Genomic DNA, 16,900 nt, shown 5'->3' with positions numbered 1-16,900 from the left:
TATGGAAATCAACACGCTCGACGGCGTCACTACCTCCGAAATCGCCGACACGTTCAATGTAGCTTTCTCAGATTACGTCGTGCCATTGACGTTGTCCGAAGCTGACGTGGCCTCGAAAATACTACTGGAAAACATTGCATTGCAATGCTCGGCAGGTGCTTTTTCGGATGGAAAACTCGTGGGTTTCATACTCATCGGCACCAACGGAATCGTCGCTTACAATGCGGGAACCGGCGTGATTCCTGGTTGCCGAGGGCAAAATCTCACGCGAAGGATGTATGATTTCCTATTGCCGCGACTGGCCGAAAAAGGCATTGTGCAACACCGGCTGGAAGTCATCGCAGCCAACGTGAAAGCGATTCGGGTCTATGAGCAGATGGGGTTTAAAACATCCCGGAAAGTCACTTGCTTCAAAGGCAAAGTTGCAACGGCGCGGAACCATGGTGCGACCATCAGGCGAATCGAATTCAGTGACATTAATACTCCGGAAAATTTTTGGGATTTCGTTCCGACCTATCAGAATGCGTCGGATGTGATGTTTCGGATGCCTCTTTTGCACGGGACTTTCGGCGCATTCGACGGCGATCTTCTCGTGGGTTATGTTGCTTTTGCGACCGCCAGCCTCAGGATTAAACAATTCGCCGTGGCTGAAAATTACCGTCGCAAAGGCATCGGCCAACAGTTGTTTGGACACGTACAACAGCTTGATTTGTCAAAAGACGTTTCGGTCATCAACGTTGACGATGCGAGCGGAAGCATCGAATTCCTGAAAAGCATCGGATTGACAGAAACGGTCAGCCAGCTTGATATGCAATTGTTTCGCGCCTAATGTTTCTTGATTTTTCTACTGGAAGACTTCTTCCTTTTCGCCGTCGAAACTCGCAAAGACCATTTTCGGGTGCGAATCCTGGTGGCACATATTCCCGCGGCTGTCAATGGCGATGGCGCCTGCGAAACCGTCATACGGTTTGAGTTCGTCAAAAGTTTTGGCGAAGGCGTCTTGAAGCGGAAAACCGTCGGTGACGCGCGTGACGATTTTGGCCGCCGTCGCATTGCTGACGATGTCTTCGCCCACGCCGGTCAAACTTACGGCGCACAAGGCATTGGCGTAATTGCCGGCCACGGTTGCCGAATCTGAAATGCGCCCTGGAATCTCGAACCCTTTGCCGCCGGTGGAAGTGGCCGCAGCTAGTTTCCCGTTTTTGTCGATGGCGACACAGCCTACCGTTCCCGAACCGTTTGATTTCAGTTTGGCTTCGTATTCGGCGCGGCGTTGCGGGATTTCCGTGGAGAATACTTCGAAGCCGTGTTGGCGTGCGAAGTTCGTTGCGCCTTCACCACCAAGGACGCGGTCGTCGAACGGCATGAGTTTTTGCGCGACTTGTATGGGGTTTTTGACGTCTTCGATGTTGATGACACCTGAAAATTTCTGGGTTTCGCCATCCATGAGAGACGCACTCATCCTGATTTTCCCGTCGCTCTGGATTTGCGACCCGATGCCGGCGTTGAAGAGTTCGTCGTCTTCGAGCAACGAAACTGCGTAAACAACCGTTTCTACGGCCGAATGGGTTTTCAGATAGTCATGTGACGCTCTGGCGATGCGCAACAATGCCTGCTGTTTGGCGACTTTGGTTTCGTGGCTTTGCGAGGACTCGGAAAAAAATCCGCCGTGGATGATGACTTTCATCGTACTGTTCTTTCGGAGGCGATGTCTTCTTTCGTAAAGGTCAAATTCTCGGCGTACTGTGAAGACTTGATCGTCATTTTAAAGGTCTTGAGGTCAAACGTGTCGTAAATACTCATGACGTGCGTGACCAAATGGTTGATGGAAATCGGTTGCCCGAGTTCAATTTGCGTGAGGTTCGTGTCCTTGATTTCGCGCCCATCGACCAAAATCACCAGTCCGGATCCGATGGCCTCCATTTCTGTATTGTGCTTGATCAAAAGCCCCGTGTCTTCGCCCAAACCGATGCCCAGTGTCCGCGGATTGCCCACGACGGCTTGGAACAAACGCCCGATGCGGCCGCGTTGCACGAAATGAGTATCGATGACCACGCCGTCGATCAGTCCGAGACCGGAGGTGATTTTGACTTCGCCTTTCAACAGTGCTTCCGAACTGCTGCCTTGGTAAATCATGTTGTTGGAAGCCGCCGCGGCGCCCGCAGAAGTCCCGGCGTAGATGAAATCTTCGTTGTGGTATTTGTCAAGCAAAATGTCGTGGAAAGCCGTCCCGCCCAGGATTGACGTCAATCGCAACTGGTCGCCACCGGTGAAAATGACCACGTCAGCGGCACGCAAACGCTCTATGATGTCTGGTTGCGAAGCCATTTCGCGTTTGTCGATGTTCATCACATCCACATTCAATGCGCCCAAATAATTGAACGCCTTGACGTACTCCGGCCCGATTTCCTTCGGGATTTTGGATGCCGTCGTGATGACTTCGATTCGTGATTGCTCTTTGTGCTTCGCTTCGAGAAGAATGCGTTTTAAAATGCCGGTCTCGAAGAAGTTGAGGTTGTTGGCGACATTCTTGTCAAGATCGGTCTCGGTGAAACTTCCTTTGTCAACTGCCCCCCCGATAATGATTAACTTGCCTTTGATGTTCATGCGCCAAAAATAACCAAAAAGATAAAAACACCAATTTTACGCGCTTTTTTTTCGATAAAATGTGGCGTTAAAAAAAGTTGGCCGGAAAATCCTTTAAATTTTGTTTGATTGGGTAAAAACCATATTTTAGTGAAATCTATCACAATGTTTTAACGCAATCACTAGAATATTTTCTGCACCCGCGGGATTTCCATTTAAAATTCGAAATACAAACTCCTGAAAACAAGACATTATCCAAATAAAACCATCCGTTATTTATGAAAATATTGAAGATCCAGGTCCTGAAAGGGCCAAATATCTGGAGCATCCAGCGCAAGAAACTCATCCAGATGCGCCTAGACCTCGAAGACATGGAGCAAAAACCCACCGACAAGATCGAGGGTTTCCGCCAGCGCATTGAAGAACTGATGCCTTCACTGATCGATCACCGATGTTCGGAAGGCGTGCGTGGCGGCTTTTTCCACCGCATCGAGCGCGGCACCTGGATGGGCCATGTCATTGAACACATCGCACTCGAGATTCAGACGTTGGCAGGCATGGATACCGGTTTTGGCCGCACGCGCGAAACCAAGACGCCCGGCATTTACAACGTCGTCTTCAGCTACATGGAAGAAAATGTGGGCGTGTATGCCGCCGAGGCCTCGGTGCGCATCGCCGAAGCGCTTATCGCCGGAACGCCTTACGATTTGGATGCCGACATCCAGAAAATGCGTGAAATCCGCGAACGCGTCCGACTCGGCCCGAGTACGGGCAGTATTGTGGAAGAAGCCGTGGCGCGCGACATTCCTTGGATCAGACTCGGAACAAATTCACTGGTACAACTCGGTTACGGCATCAATCAGGTGCGGTTTCAGGCGACCATCACCAACAAGACGAGCCACATCGCCGTTGACATCGCCTGCAACAAGGAAGAAACCAAGCGCATGCTCGAAATGGCATCGATTCCCGTAGCCAGCGGCAGCATTTGCGTGGACGAAGAAGATTTGGAACACACCATCAAGAAAATCGGCTACCCAATTGTGCTCAAACCGCTTGACGGCAACCACGGCAAAGGCGCGTCCATCAATGTGACCAATTGGGAAGACGCTGTAGAAGGTCTGGCGCACGCCAAAAAATACAGCAGGCGTGTCATCGTGGAACGCTTCATTACCGGATTTGACTTCCGGGTGCTGATCATCAACAACAAACTGGTTGCGGCGGCCAAACGCGTTCCGGCGCATGTTGTGGGCAACGGAAAAGACACGATCCAGCAACTCATCGATACCACGAATCTCGATCCGCGACGCGGTTACGGACACGAAAATGTCCTGACCGAAATTACGGTTGACCGCGATACGACCGACTTGCTCGAAAAACTGAATTATACGTTAGAAACCGTCCCAAAAGCGGGCGAAACGGTGTACCTGAAATCGACGGCCAACTTGTCTACGGGCGGCACATCGGTTGACGTTACCGACATGATGCACCCGGAAAACATCTTTTTGTGCGAACGCATTTCGCGCGTCATCGGGCTGGACATTTGCGGGGTCGACATCATGGCCGAAAACCTCACGCAACCGCTCAAGGAAAATGGCGGCGTTATCCTAGAAGTCAATGCCGCACCGGGTTTCCGGATGCACTTGGCGCCATCGGAAGGACTGCCGAGAAACGTGGCTTCGCCCGTGCTTGACATGCTGTATCCGCCGGGCAAACCGAGCCGCATCCCGATTATTGCGGTAACCGGAACCAACGGCAAAACCACGACCACGCGACTGATTGCGCACATCGTCAAGAACAATGGCTACAAAGTCGGGTTTACTACGTCCGACGGTATTTATGTGCAAAACCACATGATGGAAAAAGGCGACACCACCGGGCCGATTTCCGCGGAATACATCCTCAAAGACCCGACGGTTGAATTCGCCGTACTCGAAACGGCACGCGGCGGCATCTTGCGTTCCGGGCTTGGTTTCGGGCGTTGCGACATCGCCGTGATCACCAACATCCAGGAAGATCATTTGGGATTGAGCGACATCCATACGCTGGACGATTTGGCGCGGGTGAAAAGCACCGTCGTGGAAAGCGTAAAGAAAGACGGCTGGGCGATTCTCAATGCCGAAGACGAGCAATGCGTGAAAATCGGGAAAAACCTGCACTGCAACGTGGCGTATTTCAGCATGGATGAAGACAACCCGCTGATCAAGCAAATGTGTAAGGAAGGAAAAATCGTTGCGGTGTATGAAAATGGTTTCATCACGGTAAAGAAAGGCGAATGGAAAATCCGGGTGGAACGCGCGTTGCACGTGCCGCTCACCATGGAAGGCAAGGCGAAATTCATGATCGCGAATGCGTTGGCCGCCACATTGGCTGCCTACCTGCACGGCTTCCAGACCGAAGACATCAGCCTGTCCTTGCGCACGTTCATTCCGGGCGCCGCGCAGACACCGGGCCGCATGAACATCTTTACGTTCAAGAAATTCAAGGTCATGATCGACTTCGCGCACAACCCCGCCGGTTACCGCGGCATTGAGGAATTCCTCAAATCGGTGGATGCGAACAAGAAGATCGGCATCATTGCCGGTGTAGGTGACCGTCGTGACGAAGACATCCGCGAATGCGCAACGATTGCGGCCCGTATGTTCGACCACATCATCATCCGCCAGGAAAAACACTTGCGCGGACGCACCGAGGACGAAATCAATAACCTGATCCTCGATGGCATCGCTGCCGCCGGAAAACCGGTAACGCATGAAGTCATCACCAAGGAAGTGGATGCCATCAAGCATGCCATGAACATTGCTGAAGAAGGCACGTTCATTACAGCTTTGAGCGACGTCGTGGACAATGCGATAGACATCGTCCAGGAATACCTTGACAAGGAGAACGAGCAGGCTTTGCTCTGATGAAATAAAACTGTAACCGATACCGCCCCAACCGGCGGTATCTTTTTTTTGTAAAACCATGACAATTGCCGTAACGAAACCGGCTGCCAACCGACATAGTTCCGGCGCAAGTCATTATATTTACGCACCAATTTTAGATTTATGAAGAAACTGCTTTTGGCCTTGGGCCTTTTCGTATCGCTGGCGGCGTCGGCGCAGAAACAAATATCGCTCGAAGACGCGGTGATGCAACAAAACCGAATGTTCAGGGCCGACAAAATGCTGAACTTCCAATGGATTCCAACCACGAATAAATATGTGTTCTTTGGTGATTCGGGCCGCAAACTCATGACGGCTTCCACGGCCAACGCTGCGGCTTCGGAGCTGGTTTCACTCGCCGATCTCAACAAAGCGCTCGGATCAGATTTCAAGTCGTTCTTCGGCATCGAATGGAAAGACGCCAATACGCTGCTGATGACCGACGGGCTCAAATTCTACGAGTTCAACATCAATACGAAATCGGGTAAAAAAATACTTGAACTGCCCGAAACCGCAGAGAATGCCGAACTCGATAACACCAAACAACACATCGCCTTCACCGAAAAGAACAACCTGTACATTTTGAAAAACGGCCAGCGCGTGGCGGTCACGAGCGAAACCAATGAAGCGATCGTATCAGGGCAATTCTTCGCGCGCAACGAATTCGGGATTTCAAAAGGCACGTTCTGGTCGCCCAAATCAAACTATCTTGCTTTTTACCAGAAAGACCAGACCGATGTGGCCGACTATCCGCTGCTGGACATTACCGCGACGCCGGGCAAATTGGAGAACATCAAATACCCGATGATCGGGCAAAAAAGCGAACGTCCAAAAGTTGGCATCTACAACCTTACGACAGGCAAAAGCGTTTATATTTCGCCACGCGGCAATACCGACGACTATTTGACCAACCTGTCTTGGACACCGGATGAAAAATATGTGTTGATCGCCGAACTGAACCGCGGCCAGAACGACATGCACCTGAATGTGTACGACGCCACTTCCGGCGCGTTTGTGCGCACGATTCTCGAAGAAAAAAGTACGAGATGGGTCGAGCCGGAACACGCGGCTTATTTCCCGTCGGCCAAATCAAACAACTTCATTTGGTTTTCCGAGAAAGACGGCTTCGACAACATGTATTACTATTCCATCGACGGCAAACTCCTCAAGCAACTGACCGCCAATAAGTTCGTCGCCAAGGATATTTTAGGGACAAACCCAGCGGGCACCGAAATCTACTTTACCGCCACTGGCCCGAACCCAACTAACCTTTTGGTGTATAAGGTTGACCTGAAAGGAAAGCAAACACTCCTCACCAAAAACGAAGGCACGCACTCGGTGGCCATCAGCCCAGACGGCAATTACATTTTCGATGAATACACCAACCGCAGCACGCCTTCAAAGTCGTTGCTCATCGACAAATCCGGCAAGGCCACCACGCTACTCGAAAGCAAAAATAAATACGACGGTTATACTCTTGGCACGTCCGAAGTGAAAACCATCAAAGCCGCCGACGGCACAACAGATCTGTACACACGCCTGATCAAACCGAGCAACTTTGACCCCAACAAAAAATACCCGGTCATGGTCTATGTTTACGGCGGACCGCACGCGCAAATGGTAACCAATACCTATCTCGACGGCGCCAACCTCTGGATGTTCTGGATGGCTGAGCAAGGCTATCTTGTATTCACCGTGGACAACCGAGGCTCAGAAAACCGTGGTGTGGCGTTCGAAAGTGTCATCCACCAACGATTGGGCTACCACGAAATGGAAGACCAACTCAAAGGCGTGGAATACCTGAAATCGTTGCCGTATGTGGACGCAAACCGGCTCGCCGTACACGGCTGGAGTTACGGCGGTTTCATGACCACATCGCTCATGTTGCGCAAGGCCGGAACGTTCAACGTAGGCGTGGCCGGCGGCCCGGTGACCGATTGGAAATACTATGAAATCATGTATGGCGAGCGCTATATGGATACGCCTGCCGAAAACCAAAAGGGCTTTGACGAGAATTCCACGCTGGGCTATGTGAAAAACCTCAAGGGCAAATTGTTGCTCATCCACGGCACGAGCGATGATGTCGTGGTCATGCAACACAACCTCGCGCTCATCAAGAACTTTGTAGAAGCCGGCAAGCAAGTGGATTTCTTCGCCTACCCGATGCACAAACACAATGTGTTGGGCAAAGACCGCGTGCACCTCATGCAGAAAGTCCTGGGCTATATCATGGAAAACAACAAGTAATTTTTTTCCCAAAAATAGCTAGTCATCCCGGAGCATTTCGTTCCGGGATTTTTTTTTGGAGCACGGGAACCTGCTGCAGGCAGTCGCTTTTTTCTCCGCTACGCTGCAAAAAAGAGCTCCGACAATGCCAGCATCAGGGCTAGGCCGCGGTGGTTGCCGGGTGTGCGGCGCATGGTGGAAGTTTGGGTTATCGCCGATTGTTTTAATCGTGAAAAAGATGACTTGTTGCGCCGCCGCTGCGCGGCGGCGCCAATCAGCCAAAAGGCAGGCGCATCAAACTCGCTACCGGCTAGGAAACTGTACAAAACGTGACATTCAAATCGGCAGCGCGGCAAACTCACCTGTATTGAAAGCAAAGATGAAGACAGCACTGCGAATGATTGGCTTGTTGCGCCCTCGCTCCGCGAGGGCGCCAAACAGCAACCACAGGCGCGCTAGGTTTTCCCACTGCACAACATGTTTTGGCTTGTTGCGCCCTCGCTCTGCTCGGGCGCCAAGAAAAAGCCTCGAGCAAGCCGGAACACCACGAATGACTGGATTTCGCTTCGCGACATCCAGCAGCGCTCCGCGCTGATAATCAGAAAGGTTCAAAAGAAAAAAGCCTCGAGCAAGCCGGAACACCACGAATGACTGGATTTTGCTTCGCAACATCCAGCAGCGCTCCGCGCTGATAATCAAAAAGGTTCAAAAGAAAAAAGCCTCGAGCAAGCTCGGGCTTTTTTCTTTTGAACCTTTTTGATTCATTCGTGACCATGACTGGATTCGAACCAGCACGCCTTGCGGCACCACCCCCTCAAGATGGCGAGTCTACCAATTTCTCCACATGGCCTGGTGACTCAAAGACTACCGTCTTTTTGTGTGACCCGACTGGGGCTCGAACCCAGGACCCCAACATTAAAAGTGTTGTGCTCTACCAACTGAGCTATCGAGTCAAAGCGTTTTAGAAATGTTCCCTTGGAATTTGTGACCCGACTGGGGCTCGAACCCAGGACCCCAACATTAAAAGTGTTGTGCTCTACCAACTGAGCTATCGAGTCAATGTCATTTCTTCAACGCGGGTGCAAATATACGGTCTTATAATTTATTTTTCAAAGCAATTTTATTTTAAATTTGGCTTTTTTGCAGATTCGCATCCAAACCCTTAAATCATAAGGATTTACTTCATGGGAAAAATTATTTTGTCGGGTTATATGGGCAGCGGCAAGTCATCGGTGGCCAAGCGGTTACAGGAAAAAATGGGGTTGTCGCTACACGACCTTGACCAGACAATCGAAACCAGCACCCAACATTCCATTGCGGAACTTTTTGCGCAAAAAGGCGAGATTTATTTCCGGAAACTGGAGCACGAAATATTAAAGGAATTGCTCCGCCAGCCGCAACCTTTCATCCTGAGCCTTGGCGGCGGCACGCCTTGTTATGCGAACAACCATGAATTGCTACAGGCCAATGGCATCCACTGGGTTTATCTCAAAGCATCGCCCGAAACACTCCTTGACCGAATTGCAAACGATAAAACCGAGCGCCCGTTGCTTTCCGGAAAAAAACATTCAGAATTAAAGGATTTCATCGCACAGCACCTGTTCGAACGCAGTTCTTTCTACAACCTCGCCCCATACAAAGTTTCCACGGACGGCAAAACGCCCGACGAAATCGCAAACGAAATCATTCTATTGTTAGCTTAGATAGGCGTAATCGCCTTTGGCATCGAACACGACGTTTACGTGTTCCTGCAAGGAAGTGCTCAGTGAAATGCCTTTAAAATCCGCTTTCACGGGATATTTTTTGTGGTTCCGATCTACCAAAACCGCTGTCTTGAATTTGGTGAGCGGTACGTCGAGGAAATGACGCACGCCGTAAATCAAAGTGGTTCCGGAATTCAGGACATCGTCCACCAAAACCAAACCTTTTCCGGAATAATCGCTGGCAGGAACAGACGTGGTAATGGCACCTGCCGGGTGCTGCTTGTCGATTTTCACTTCGCACAAGACGGTTTTGATTTTTGATACCGCCTCTAGGTTTTCGGCTAATTTCTGTGCGAATACAAATCCGTTCTTGGAAATCCCCGCAATGACAATCACCTTTTCGTCCACGAAAGTCTCGTAGATCTGGTAAGCGATGCGCTTGATCTTGTGTTCGATCTCGGAATGGTTGAGGATGATGTTCTTGGCCATGGCGTGGGTTTGCCTCAAAGATACAGATTTACCGCTTTTGAAACATCATCTTTGCAAGCATTGGATAAGACCGATAAAATCTACGGCAAGACGCGCAATGATAAGGCCTTTCACCAAGTCGTCCTCGCGCTCTTCCGGCGATTTCATACCCTTGGCAGGTTCGGCTTGGAAACGGTCATACTGGATGGATACAGCGGTGGGCTTGTTCTTCTTCACCCGGAACTTGTACTCGGTGTTCCGCGGCAAAACGGGCGAAGACAAATACAAAAACGCGGTTCCGGCTTTGGCTTCCGGGAATTCAAACTCCAGCTTATCGTTGATGGAAACCGTATCGCGCGAAGTCTTCGTCAGCAAAACGACTTTGGTGTTTCGTACAATGAAATCACGGTCGTGCGACGGCGATTTCAGCGTAATCTTTCCGCGTACCGTAGGCTGCGCAAACAAACCGACGCCCAATAGCAACAGCGCCAATACGTAAAACTTTTTCATGTCTTTTGTTTCTTTTTGCGTGCCGCCGGGAACAAGACGTTGTTCAGGATCAATCTATAACCCGGCGAAGTCGGGTGTAAATCCAAAACCGTTGGTTGGTCGCCCACACGGTGCTGGTAATCTTCAGGATCGTGGCCGCCGTAGAAAGTAAAAAAGCCTTTCCCTTTCTGGCCGTGGATGTATCTGGCCTCGCCGTTGATTTGGTTTTCTCCCAAAATCAACACGTTAGACTTGATGAGCTCGCCGTCAAAGGCGGTGGTCTGCCCCATGAATCCTTTTACGAGTTGTGTATGATTCTGGCAGAGCATGCTCGGGATGACGTCCCATTTGGCCGAAAATTCCATTAGGGTGAAATAATCTTTTTCCATGGGCAACTGGCGCTTTTCGGTCATGTCGATATCCGAAAATTCGTAGCGTTCCGGGCGGCGCTCCAACGTGTAATTCTTGAACGCGAAGGATTGCGCATAATCGATTTTTGATTGGTAATTGGCATCTGAGCCATCGCCGTCGAACATCGGCTCACAAATGTCGACACCTTCCGCCGCGAGTGCAATGTCAAAACTGTCGGTGGCCGAACACATCGCGAACATAAAACCGCCGCCAATCACAAAATCGCGGATTTTTTTGGCTACGGCCAATTTCTCCTGTGAGACTTTTGCGTAACCGAGTTCGGCGGCCAGCGCTTCAGATTCACGTTTTTGCTGTATATACCAAGGCGCATTGCGGTATGCACCGAAAAACTTTCCGTACTGGCCGGTGAAATCCTCGTGGTGCAAATGCAACCAATCGTACAAAAGCAATTGATCGCTTAAGACTTCTTTATCGTAAATGGCGGTAAACGGGATTTCGGCGTAGGTCAAAACCAAGGTCACCGCGTCGTCCCAAGGCTGTTTGCCGGCCGGCGTATATACCGCTATTTTCGGTGCCTTTTCGAGTACGACAGCTTCCATATTTTGCGATGGGCTGGAAATTTCATCCAGGATCTGCTGTTGTTCGGCATCTGAAATGACTTCAAAACTAACCCCGCGGATCTGACATTCTTTACGGATTTCCGGCGCGTCGGGCAACAGGAATGCGCCGCCGCGGTAGTTGAGCAGCCAACTGGCTTTGTACTGCTTCTCGAGCGCCCAATACGTAATCCCGTAGGCTTTCAAGTGGTTGGCCTGCGTGGTTTCGTCCATGGGCAACAAAATAAACGACGCCCGCACCGATGTTACCACCAGCACAAAACAAAACAAAATGAGTTTCCTGAAAGCCATTATCCTGCGGTCATCCCGATGAAGTTGAAGCAAATATAAACGAAAAACCTTAGTGCGGCTGCCAATAAATCTTTCAGTTTTGTTAAAAGATTCAAGGGTTCGGGCGGCCGTTAGTATATTTAAGGAAAACCAAATTCTTACGCATGGCTTTTTTCAACAAACAGACCGCAAAAAAAACCTGGCAAATCGTCAAGGACACTTTCACCGGATTTGCCGATGACAAAGGATTGAAGCTGAGCGCATCGCTATCCTATTACACCATATTCTCGCTCGGGCCGTTGCTGCTGCTATTGATTTCGCTCGTGGGATTTTTCCTGGGCGAAGAAGCCATCAAAGGGCAACTTTTTGCCGAAATAAACGGGCTTGTCGGGAACAAAGCCGCGTTGCAGATCCAGGAAATCATCCAGAATCTGGAATTGTCCGGCAAGACAACATCGGCGGCCATCATTGGCATAATTACGTTGGTTGTGGGCGCGACGACGGTGTTCGCGGAAATACAGGATTCCATCAATATGATTTGGCGCGTGAAGGCAAAACCCAAGCGCGGCTGGCTGAAACTACTGAAAGACCGGTTGCTGTCGTCATCGCTCATCATCGGGCTTGGATTTTTGCTGGTTGTCTCACTGGTAATCAACGGCGCATTACAGGCACTGAACGACATGTTGAAAAATCACTTCCCAGACGTCACGGTCATTGTGTTCAACGCGTTGAACTTCGTGATTTCATTCTTGGTGATTACCACTTTGTTCGGGGTAATTTTCAAGGTGTTGCCGGATGTCAAAATCCACTGGAAGGACGTTCGTGCGGGTGCATTTTTCACGGCCATACTGTTTATGCTGGGCCGATTCCTGATTGGCCTTTACATTGAGCAAACCGGCACCGAATCTACGTACGGCGCGGCCGGGTCGGTCATCGTCATTCTGGTTTGGGTGTATTACACCGCGGCCATCATGTATCTGGGCGCCGAATTCACACGCGTGTACGCCGACCACATCGGGCTCAGGATTGAACCGGCAGACTACGCCGTGTACGTAGAATCTATTGAACGGGAAACCGAACGGAAGACGATTGATACTGGTGAAAAAAAAAGTTCACTTTAGATTGAAAACTGCGTTTTCAGTCTAAGCCTTTTCCGCTGTCCTGATTGTTCACCTGTCGGTGCGACTTACTTTGCACCGCGGCAAAGTAACAAAACGCGGCGGCGCATGAAAATTCGCTAAAAAACTGGCTGCCTTCGCTAAACCGCGGAGAACTCGCTATCGCTCAAACAACCCGCAGTTCTTAACGCTCACTCGCTCAGTTTTTCTTTACGCAATTTTCACGTAAGCCGCACTAAGCGGAATGGGTTGTTGTTTCGGGCTCGCTGACGCAGCGCCCGAAATCAAAACGTTTCCAAAATTGGCTTCCGGTTAGGGAAATTACCATCGTTTCCACAATGGTTTCGGTTTGGTTCTTCGGCCTACGAACCCAAGTCGTGAGAAAACAAGGATAAAGCTGAAGCGGGAAATACCGTAGAGTGACGACGTCAGGAGGAACGGCTAGGTATTGGAGCGAGGCTTTGACGTAGTTTTCAAGACTGGTTCGTCAGCCTTGACTTTTTGGTTCTTTTGCGTCAAGGCAAAAGAACTTCTTTTTGTTTCTTTTTGGAATCAAAAAGAAAAAAAGCATCGGTTTGGACAAAGTAAAAAAGAAAAACAAGCCTGCGGCCAGCACAAACCCCTAGCCCGGATGGAAGCGGCATCCTTTTGCGCAGTGCAACGGAGCAGAAGATACAGCACTAATGAAAACAAAGTGGGTTGAGCTTTGTTTGAAATTATTACGCGAAGCGATGCCGGAATAGCTCCTAAAAATTAAAACGGAACATCGTCATCATCGTTCGCACGACTGGCGAAACCACTGCCGAACGCCTCGTTGGCCGACGGTAAATTCTTGGTCAGGAACGGGTTGTCTTCGTGGTTCATTTTGGATGGTAAGTCATCGTAATTGCCGCCATAATCGTCGAGGTTGTCGAACTTACCGAGGCTGCCCACGAATTTGAGGCGGATGTTTTCGAGCGAGCCGTTACGGTGCTTGGCGATGATGAATTCGGCTTGGCCTTCGGTGGGTGAATGTTCGTCGTCATCCCATTCGTCGATCTTGTAGTATTCCGGACGGTAAATGAACGACACGATGTCGGCGTCCTGCTCGATGGCGCCCGATTCACGAAGGTCGGACAGGAGCGGACGCTTGCTCGAACCGCGCGTTTCCACGGCACGCGAGAGCTGCGAAAGCGCAATGACCGGCACTTCCAATTCCTTGGCGAGCGCCTTGAGGTTTCGGGAAATGGTCGAGATTTCCTGTTCGCGGTTGCCGCCGCCTTTGCCCTGGCCACCGGCGGTCATCAATTGCAGGTAATCCACGATGATGAGCTTGATGCCGTGTTGCGACGAGAGACGACGCGCTTTCGCCCGCAAGTCAAAAATGGACAGCGATGGCGTATCATCAATGTATAACGGTGCTTTTTCGAGGTCTTTTACCTTGATGGAAAGTTGTTCCCATTCGTGTTTCTCGAGTTTGCCGGTACGGAGCTTTTCAGAAGACAAGCCGGTTTCAGACGAAATCAGACGCGTGATGAGCTGTACCGATGACATCTCCAGGGAAAACAACGCGACCGGATGCCCGAAATCGATGGCCACGTTGCGCGCCATGGAAAGGACGAACGCGGTTTTACCCATACCCGGACGTGCCGCGATGATGATCAAATCGGACGGTTGCCAGCCCGAGGTGACTTTGTCGAGCTTCTCGAAACCGGTCGCGATGCCGGAAAGGCCTTCTTTGTTGGCAATTTCCTCGATGCGTTTCTTGGCCTGGATCACGAGGCTTTGTGCGGTTTCGGACGAGCGCTTGATGTTGCCCTGCGTGACTTCATACAGCCGCGATTCGGCCTTGTCGAGCAAATCAAAAACGTCCGTGGTTTCATCGTAGGATTCCTCGATGATTTCAGACGAAATCTTGATCAGGCTGCGCTGGATGTATTTCTGCAAAATAATCCGCGAGTGGAATTCGATGTGCGCCGAAGACGAAATCTTCTGCGTGAGCTGGATCAGGTAAAAATCACCGCCGGCGAGTTCCAGTTTGCCCGCTTTCTTGAGCTGGGCCGAAACCGTTAACAAGTCGATGGGCTGCGAATCTGTGAATAACTGGAAAATCGCCTCGAAAATGTACTTGTGTGCGTCTTTGTAGAAGGCGTCGGGCTGCAGGATGTCAATGACTTCATCAACGCCTTTCTTGTCAATCATCATCGCGCCCAGAACGGCTTCCTCCAAATCGAGCACCTGCGGCGGCAGCTTGCCTTTCTCGAGGTTGATGATCGTCGTCTTTTCGACTTTCAACGGGTTGATATTCCTGAAATTTTCCATGGGGCGAAAATAGCGCTATTTGTAAAAAAACACCGTGCGGAGTTTTAAAGATAACGTGTTTATAACTTTTTAAATTTTGTTGACAAGCACAAAAAAATCCGAAACCATTGGGCTTCGGATTCCTGATGAGTTTGTAAGAATTTACTCTTTGAATTCGCCCATTTTACTGTATTTGTCCATCCTTTGCATGACAAGTTTGTCTGTTGATAAATCTTTCAGCTCGTTCCATGCCTTCAGGATGTACTGCTCCGTGGTTTTGTAGGCCGTTTCGCGGTCGTAATGGGCGCCGCCCAGCGGTTCCGGGACAACGTCGTCCACGAGTTTCTGTTTCTTCATATCTTCAGAGGTCAGCTTCAGCGCTTCTGCCGCTTGCTCTTTGTAATCCCAACTTTTCCAGAGGATCGATGAACAAGATTCCGGCGAAATCACCGAATACCAAGTGTTTTCGAGCATGTACACGCGGTCACCGACACCGATGCCCAATGCGCCGCCCGATGCACCTTCACCCACGATCACGGCAATGATTGGGGTTTTGAGGCGAATCATTTCCAAAATATTCCTTGCGATGGCTTCGCCTTGGCCGCGTTCTTCGGCTTCCATGCCCGGATAGGCGCCCGGGGTGTCAATGAACGATACCACCGGAATGCCAAATTTCTCGGCCATTTTCATCAATCTGAGTGCTTTGCGGTAACCTTCAGGACTGGCCATCCCGAAATTGCGGTATTGGCGCGTCTTGGTATTGTGGCCCTTTTGCTGGCCAATGATCATGAACGATTGCCCGCCGATCTTGCCCAATCCGCCCACCATGGCTTTGTCGTCCTTGAAATTCCGGTCGCCGAACAGCTCCAGGAACGTGTCGCCGCACAACGCCTTGATGTAATCCAGCGTATATGGCCGGTTCGGATGACGTGACAACTGCACGCGTTGCCATGCCGTGAGGTTTTTGTATATTTTCTTCTTGGTTTCTTCGAGCTTCTTTTCGATTTGCTTGCACGTGTTGGTCACGTCCACGTCCGATTCCTGCCCGATAATCTGGCACTTGTCCAGTTGGTCTTCCAGTTCCTTGATAGGCAGTTCAAAATCTAAATATTCCATTAGTTTTTCTTTGGAGTTCGAAGGGCAAAGATAAAGCAATTGAATTAATAATGAATAACGAATAATGAATANTTGGGCGTGCCACCGGCTCCGCTGNCGCTCCGCCGCTGTCGCGCTGTCCGCTATATCTTTTGCTCCGCTGCGCTGCGCAAAAGGATGCCGCTTCCATCGCTAACGCAGGTCAAAACCACTGATTTCTCCCTTTATTCATTATTAATTTTTAATTATTAATTGACATACATAATATTCTTATGTATATTCGCGTTACCTAATAAACTTATGTATCATGATTTATTCATCGGAACTCATCAAAGGCACGCTCAAGACCATCGTGTTGAAACAACTCGAAAAGCAGGGCCGGATGTACGGATATGAAATCACCCAGAAAGTGAAAGAGCGCACCGGCAACAAAATCCAAATCACCGAAGGCGCGCTCTACCCAACGCTGCATGCGCTGGAAGCCGACGATTTGGTTGTCGTGGAAACCGAGCACATCGGGAAACGCATCCGGAAATACTACAGCCTCAGCCCGAAAGGACAGTCCAAGATCGACGAGAAAATCTCGGAACTGACGGATTTTATGGAGACGATGAAGTTTTTATTGGATATCAAGCCAGTTGTTAGTTGATAGTTGCTGGTTGATAGTGGCTAGTTGTTAGTTGATAGTTGTTAGATAAATTGACTGGCCGCAGACTGGTTCCTATTCCTTAAGCTTTAACTGTAAATATTATTGA

Annotated in this window: 15 protein-coding genes and 3 tRNA genes; 6 read left to right on the top strand and 12 right to left on the bottom strand. The window is 50.1% G+C overall.

The window, feature by feature from the left end:
* The first annotated feature begins 1 nt into the window (after window position 1).
* Window positions 2–829: a GNAT family N-acetyltransferase gene (locus ACM9J1_RS09560; protein ID WP_415581804.1), complete on the top strand. Its 828-nt coding sequence runs from the start codon at window positions 2–4 to the stop codon at window positions 827–829.
* Window positions 830–844: 15 nt separating this feature from the next.
* On the opposite strand, the gene ACM9J1_RS09555 is transcribed toward ACM9J1_RS09560, so the two are convergent.
* The 3 genes from ACM9J1_RS09555 to ACM9J1_RS09545 are packed head-to-tail and all read right to left on the bottom strand — an operon-like array spanning window position 845 to window position 2,750.
* The gene (locus ACM9J1_RS09555) at window positions 845–1,687 is read right to left on the bottom strand and encodes an isoaspartyl peptidase/L-asparaginase (RefSeq protein WP_415581803.1); all 843 of its coding nucleotides are present in this window, start codon (window positions 1,685–1,687) and stop codon (window positions 845–847) included.
* A complete protein-coding gene (locus tag ACM9J1_RS09550; protein WP_415581802.1) occupies window positions 1,684–2,607 on the bottom strand; it encodes a cyanophycinase in 924 nt (307 codons plus the stop codon). Before ACM9J1_RS09550 ends, ACM9J1_RS09555 begins: the two co-directional genes overlap by 4 nt.
* Window positions 2,604–2,750: a hypothetical protein gene (locus ACM9J1_RS09545; RefSeq protein WP_415581801.1), complete on the bottom strand. Its 147-nt coding sequence runs from the start codon at window positions 2,748–2,750 to the stop codon at window positions 2,604–2,606. The genes ACM9J1_RS09550 and ACM9J1_RS09545 overlap by 4 nt, the downstream gene beginning before the upstream one ends.
* 114 nt (window positions 2,751–2,864) lie before the next feature.
* Between ACM9J1_RS09545 and cphA the strand changes: the two genes are divergently transcribed.
* Together cphA and ACM9J1_RS09535 are read left to right on the top strand one after the other, a co-directional pair.
* Window positions 2,865–5,489, top strand: a complete 2,625-nt coding sequence (cphA, locus tag ACM9J1_RS09540) for a cyanophycin synthetase (RefSeq protein ID WP_415581800.1) — start codon at window positions 2,865–2,867, stop codon at window positions 5,487–5,489.
* Between the two features lie 141 nt (window positions 5,490–5,630).
* The gene (locus ACM9J1_RS09535; RefSeq protein WP_415581799.1) at window positions 5,631–7,754 is read left to right on the top strand and encodes a S9 family peptidase; all 2,124 of its coding nucleotides are present in this window, start codon (window positions 5,631–5,633) and stop codon (window positions 7,752–7,754) included.
* 315 nt (window positions 7,755–8,069) lie between these two features.
* On the opposite strand, the gene ACM9J1_RS09530 is transcribed toward ACM9J1_RS09535, so the two are convergent.
* The 4 genes from ACM9J1_RS09530 to ACM9J1_RS09515 form a co-directional block, all read right to left on the bottom strand.
* A complete protein-coding gene (locus tag ACM9J1_RS09530) occupies window positions 8,070–8,432 on the bottom strand; it encodes a hypothetical protein (protein WP_415581798.1) in 363 nt (120 codons plus the stop codon).
* Window positions 8,433–8,501: 69 nt separating this feature from the next.
* Window positions 8,502–8,583, bottom strand: a tRNA-Leu gene (locus ACM9J1_RS09525).
* 30 nt (window positions 8,584–8,613) lie between these two features.
* Window positions 8,614–8,686: transfer RNA gene (locus tag ACM9J1_RS09520), tRNA-Lys, on the bottom strand.
* 32 nt (window positions 8,687–8,718) lie between these two features.
* Window positions 8,719–8,791: transfer RNA gene (locus ACM9J1_RS09515), tRNA-Lys, on the bottom strand.
* A gap of 126 nt (window positions 8,792–8,917) precedes the next feature.
* Between ACM9J1_RS09515 and ACM9J1_RS09510 the strand changes: the two genes are divergently transcribed.
* Window positions 8,918–9,436 (top strand): shikimate kinase, encoded by a 519-nt coding sequence (locus ACM9J1_RS09510; protein WP_415581797.1) that lies wholly within the window; start codon window positions 8,918–8,920, stop codon window positions 9,434–9,436.
* Here the strand turns inward: ACM9J1_RS09510 and ACM9J1_RS09505 are convergent.
* From ACM9J1_RS09505 to ACM9J1_RS09495, 3 genes are read right to left on the bottom strand one after another with little or no spacing between them, the layout of a single operon-like run.
* Window positions 9,428–9,925 carry a phosphoribosyltransferase domain-containing protein gene (locus tag ACM9J1_RS09505; RefSeq protein ID WP_415581822.1) on the bottom strand — a complete coding sequence of 166 codons (498 nt, stop codon included), beginning with the start codon at window positions 9,923–9,925 and terminating at the stop codon, window positions 9,428–9,430. The two genes, ACM9J1_RS09510 and ACM9J1_RS09505, sit on opposite strands and share 9 nt — an antisense overlap.
* Before the next feature lie 45 nt (window positions 9,926–9,970).
* Window positions 9,971–10,414, bottom strand: a complete 444-nt coding sequence (locus tag ACM9J1_RS09500) for a hypothetical protein (protein ID WP_415581796.1) — start codon at window positions 10,412–10,414, stop codon at window positions 9,971–9,973.
* A complete protein-coding gene (locus tag ACM9J1_RS09495) occupies window positions 10,411–11,673 on the bottom strand; it encodes an asparagine synthetase B (protein WP_415581795.1) in 1,263 nt (420 codons plus the stop codon). Before ACM9J1_RS09495 ends, ACM9J1_RS09500 begins: the two co-directional genes overlap by 4 nt.
* A gap of 143 nt (window positions 11,674–11,816) precedes the next feature.
* Between ACM9J1_RS09495 and ACM9J1_RS09490 the strand changes: the two genes are divergently transcribed.
* A complete protein-coding gene (locus tag ACM9J1_RS09490; RefSeq protein ID WP_415581794.1) occupies window positions 11,817–12,773 on the top strand; it encodes a YihY/virulence factor BrkB family protein in 957 nt (318 codons plus the stop codon).
* A 750-nt stretch (window positions 12,774–13,523) separates the two neighbouring features.
* Here ACM9J1_RS09490 and dnaB read toward each other — a convergent pair.
* Window positions 13,524–15,071, bottom strand: coding sequence for a replicative DNA helicase (gene dnaB, locus ACM9J1_RS09485; RefSeq protein WP_415581793.1), 1,548 nt, complete (start codon window positions 15,069–15,071; stop codon window positions 13,524–13,526).
* 141 nt (window positions 15,072–15,212) lie between these two features.
* The gene (locus ACM9J1_RS09480) at window positions 15,213–16,166 is read right to left on the bottom strand and encodes an acetyl-CoA carboxylase carboxyltransferase subunit alpha (protein WP_415581792.1); all 954 of its coding nucleotides are present in this window, start codon (window positions 16,164–16,166) and stop codon (window positions 15,213–15,215) included.
* Window positions 16,167–16,452: 286 nt separating this feature from the next.
* Here ACM9J1_RS09480 and ACM9J1_RS09475 point away from each other — a divergent pair, with 286 nt between their 5' ends.
* Complete coding sequence (locus ACM9J1_RS09475) at window positions 16,453–16,794, top strand: PadR family transcriptional regulator (protein WP_415581791.1); 342 nt, start codon at window positions 16,453–16,455, stop codon at window positions 16,792–16,794.
* The last annotated feature ends 106 nt before the right edge of the window (window positions 16,795–16,900 follow it).

The organism is Flavobacterium longum (genome assembly GCF_965137575.1).
Lineage (GTDB): Bacteria > Bacteroidota > Bacteroidia > Flavobacteriales > Flavobacteriaceae > Flavobacterium > Flavobacterium longum.
This window is presented reverse-complemented; position numbering and strand designations above follow the sequence as displayed.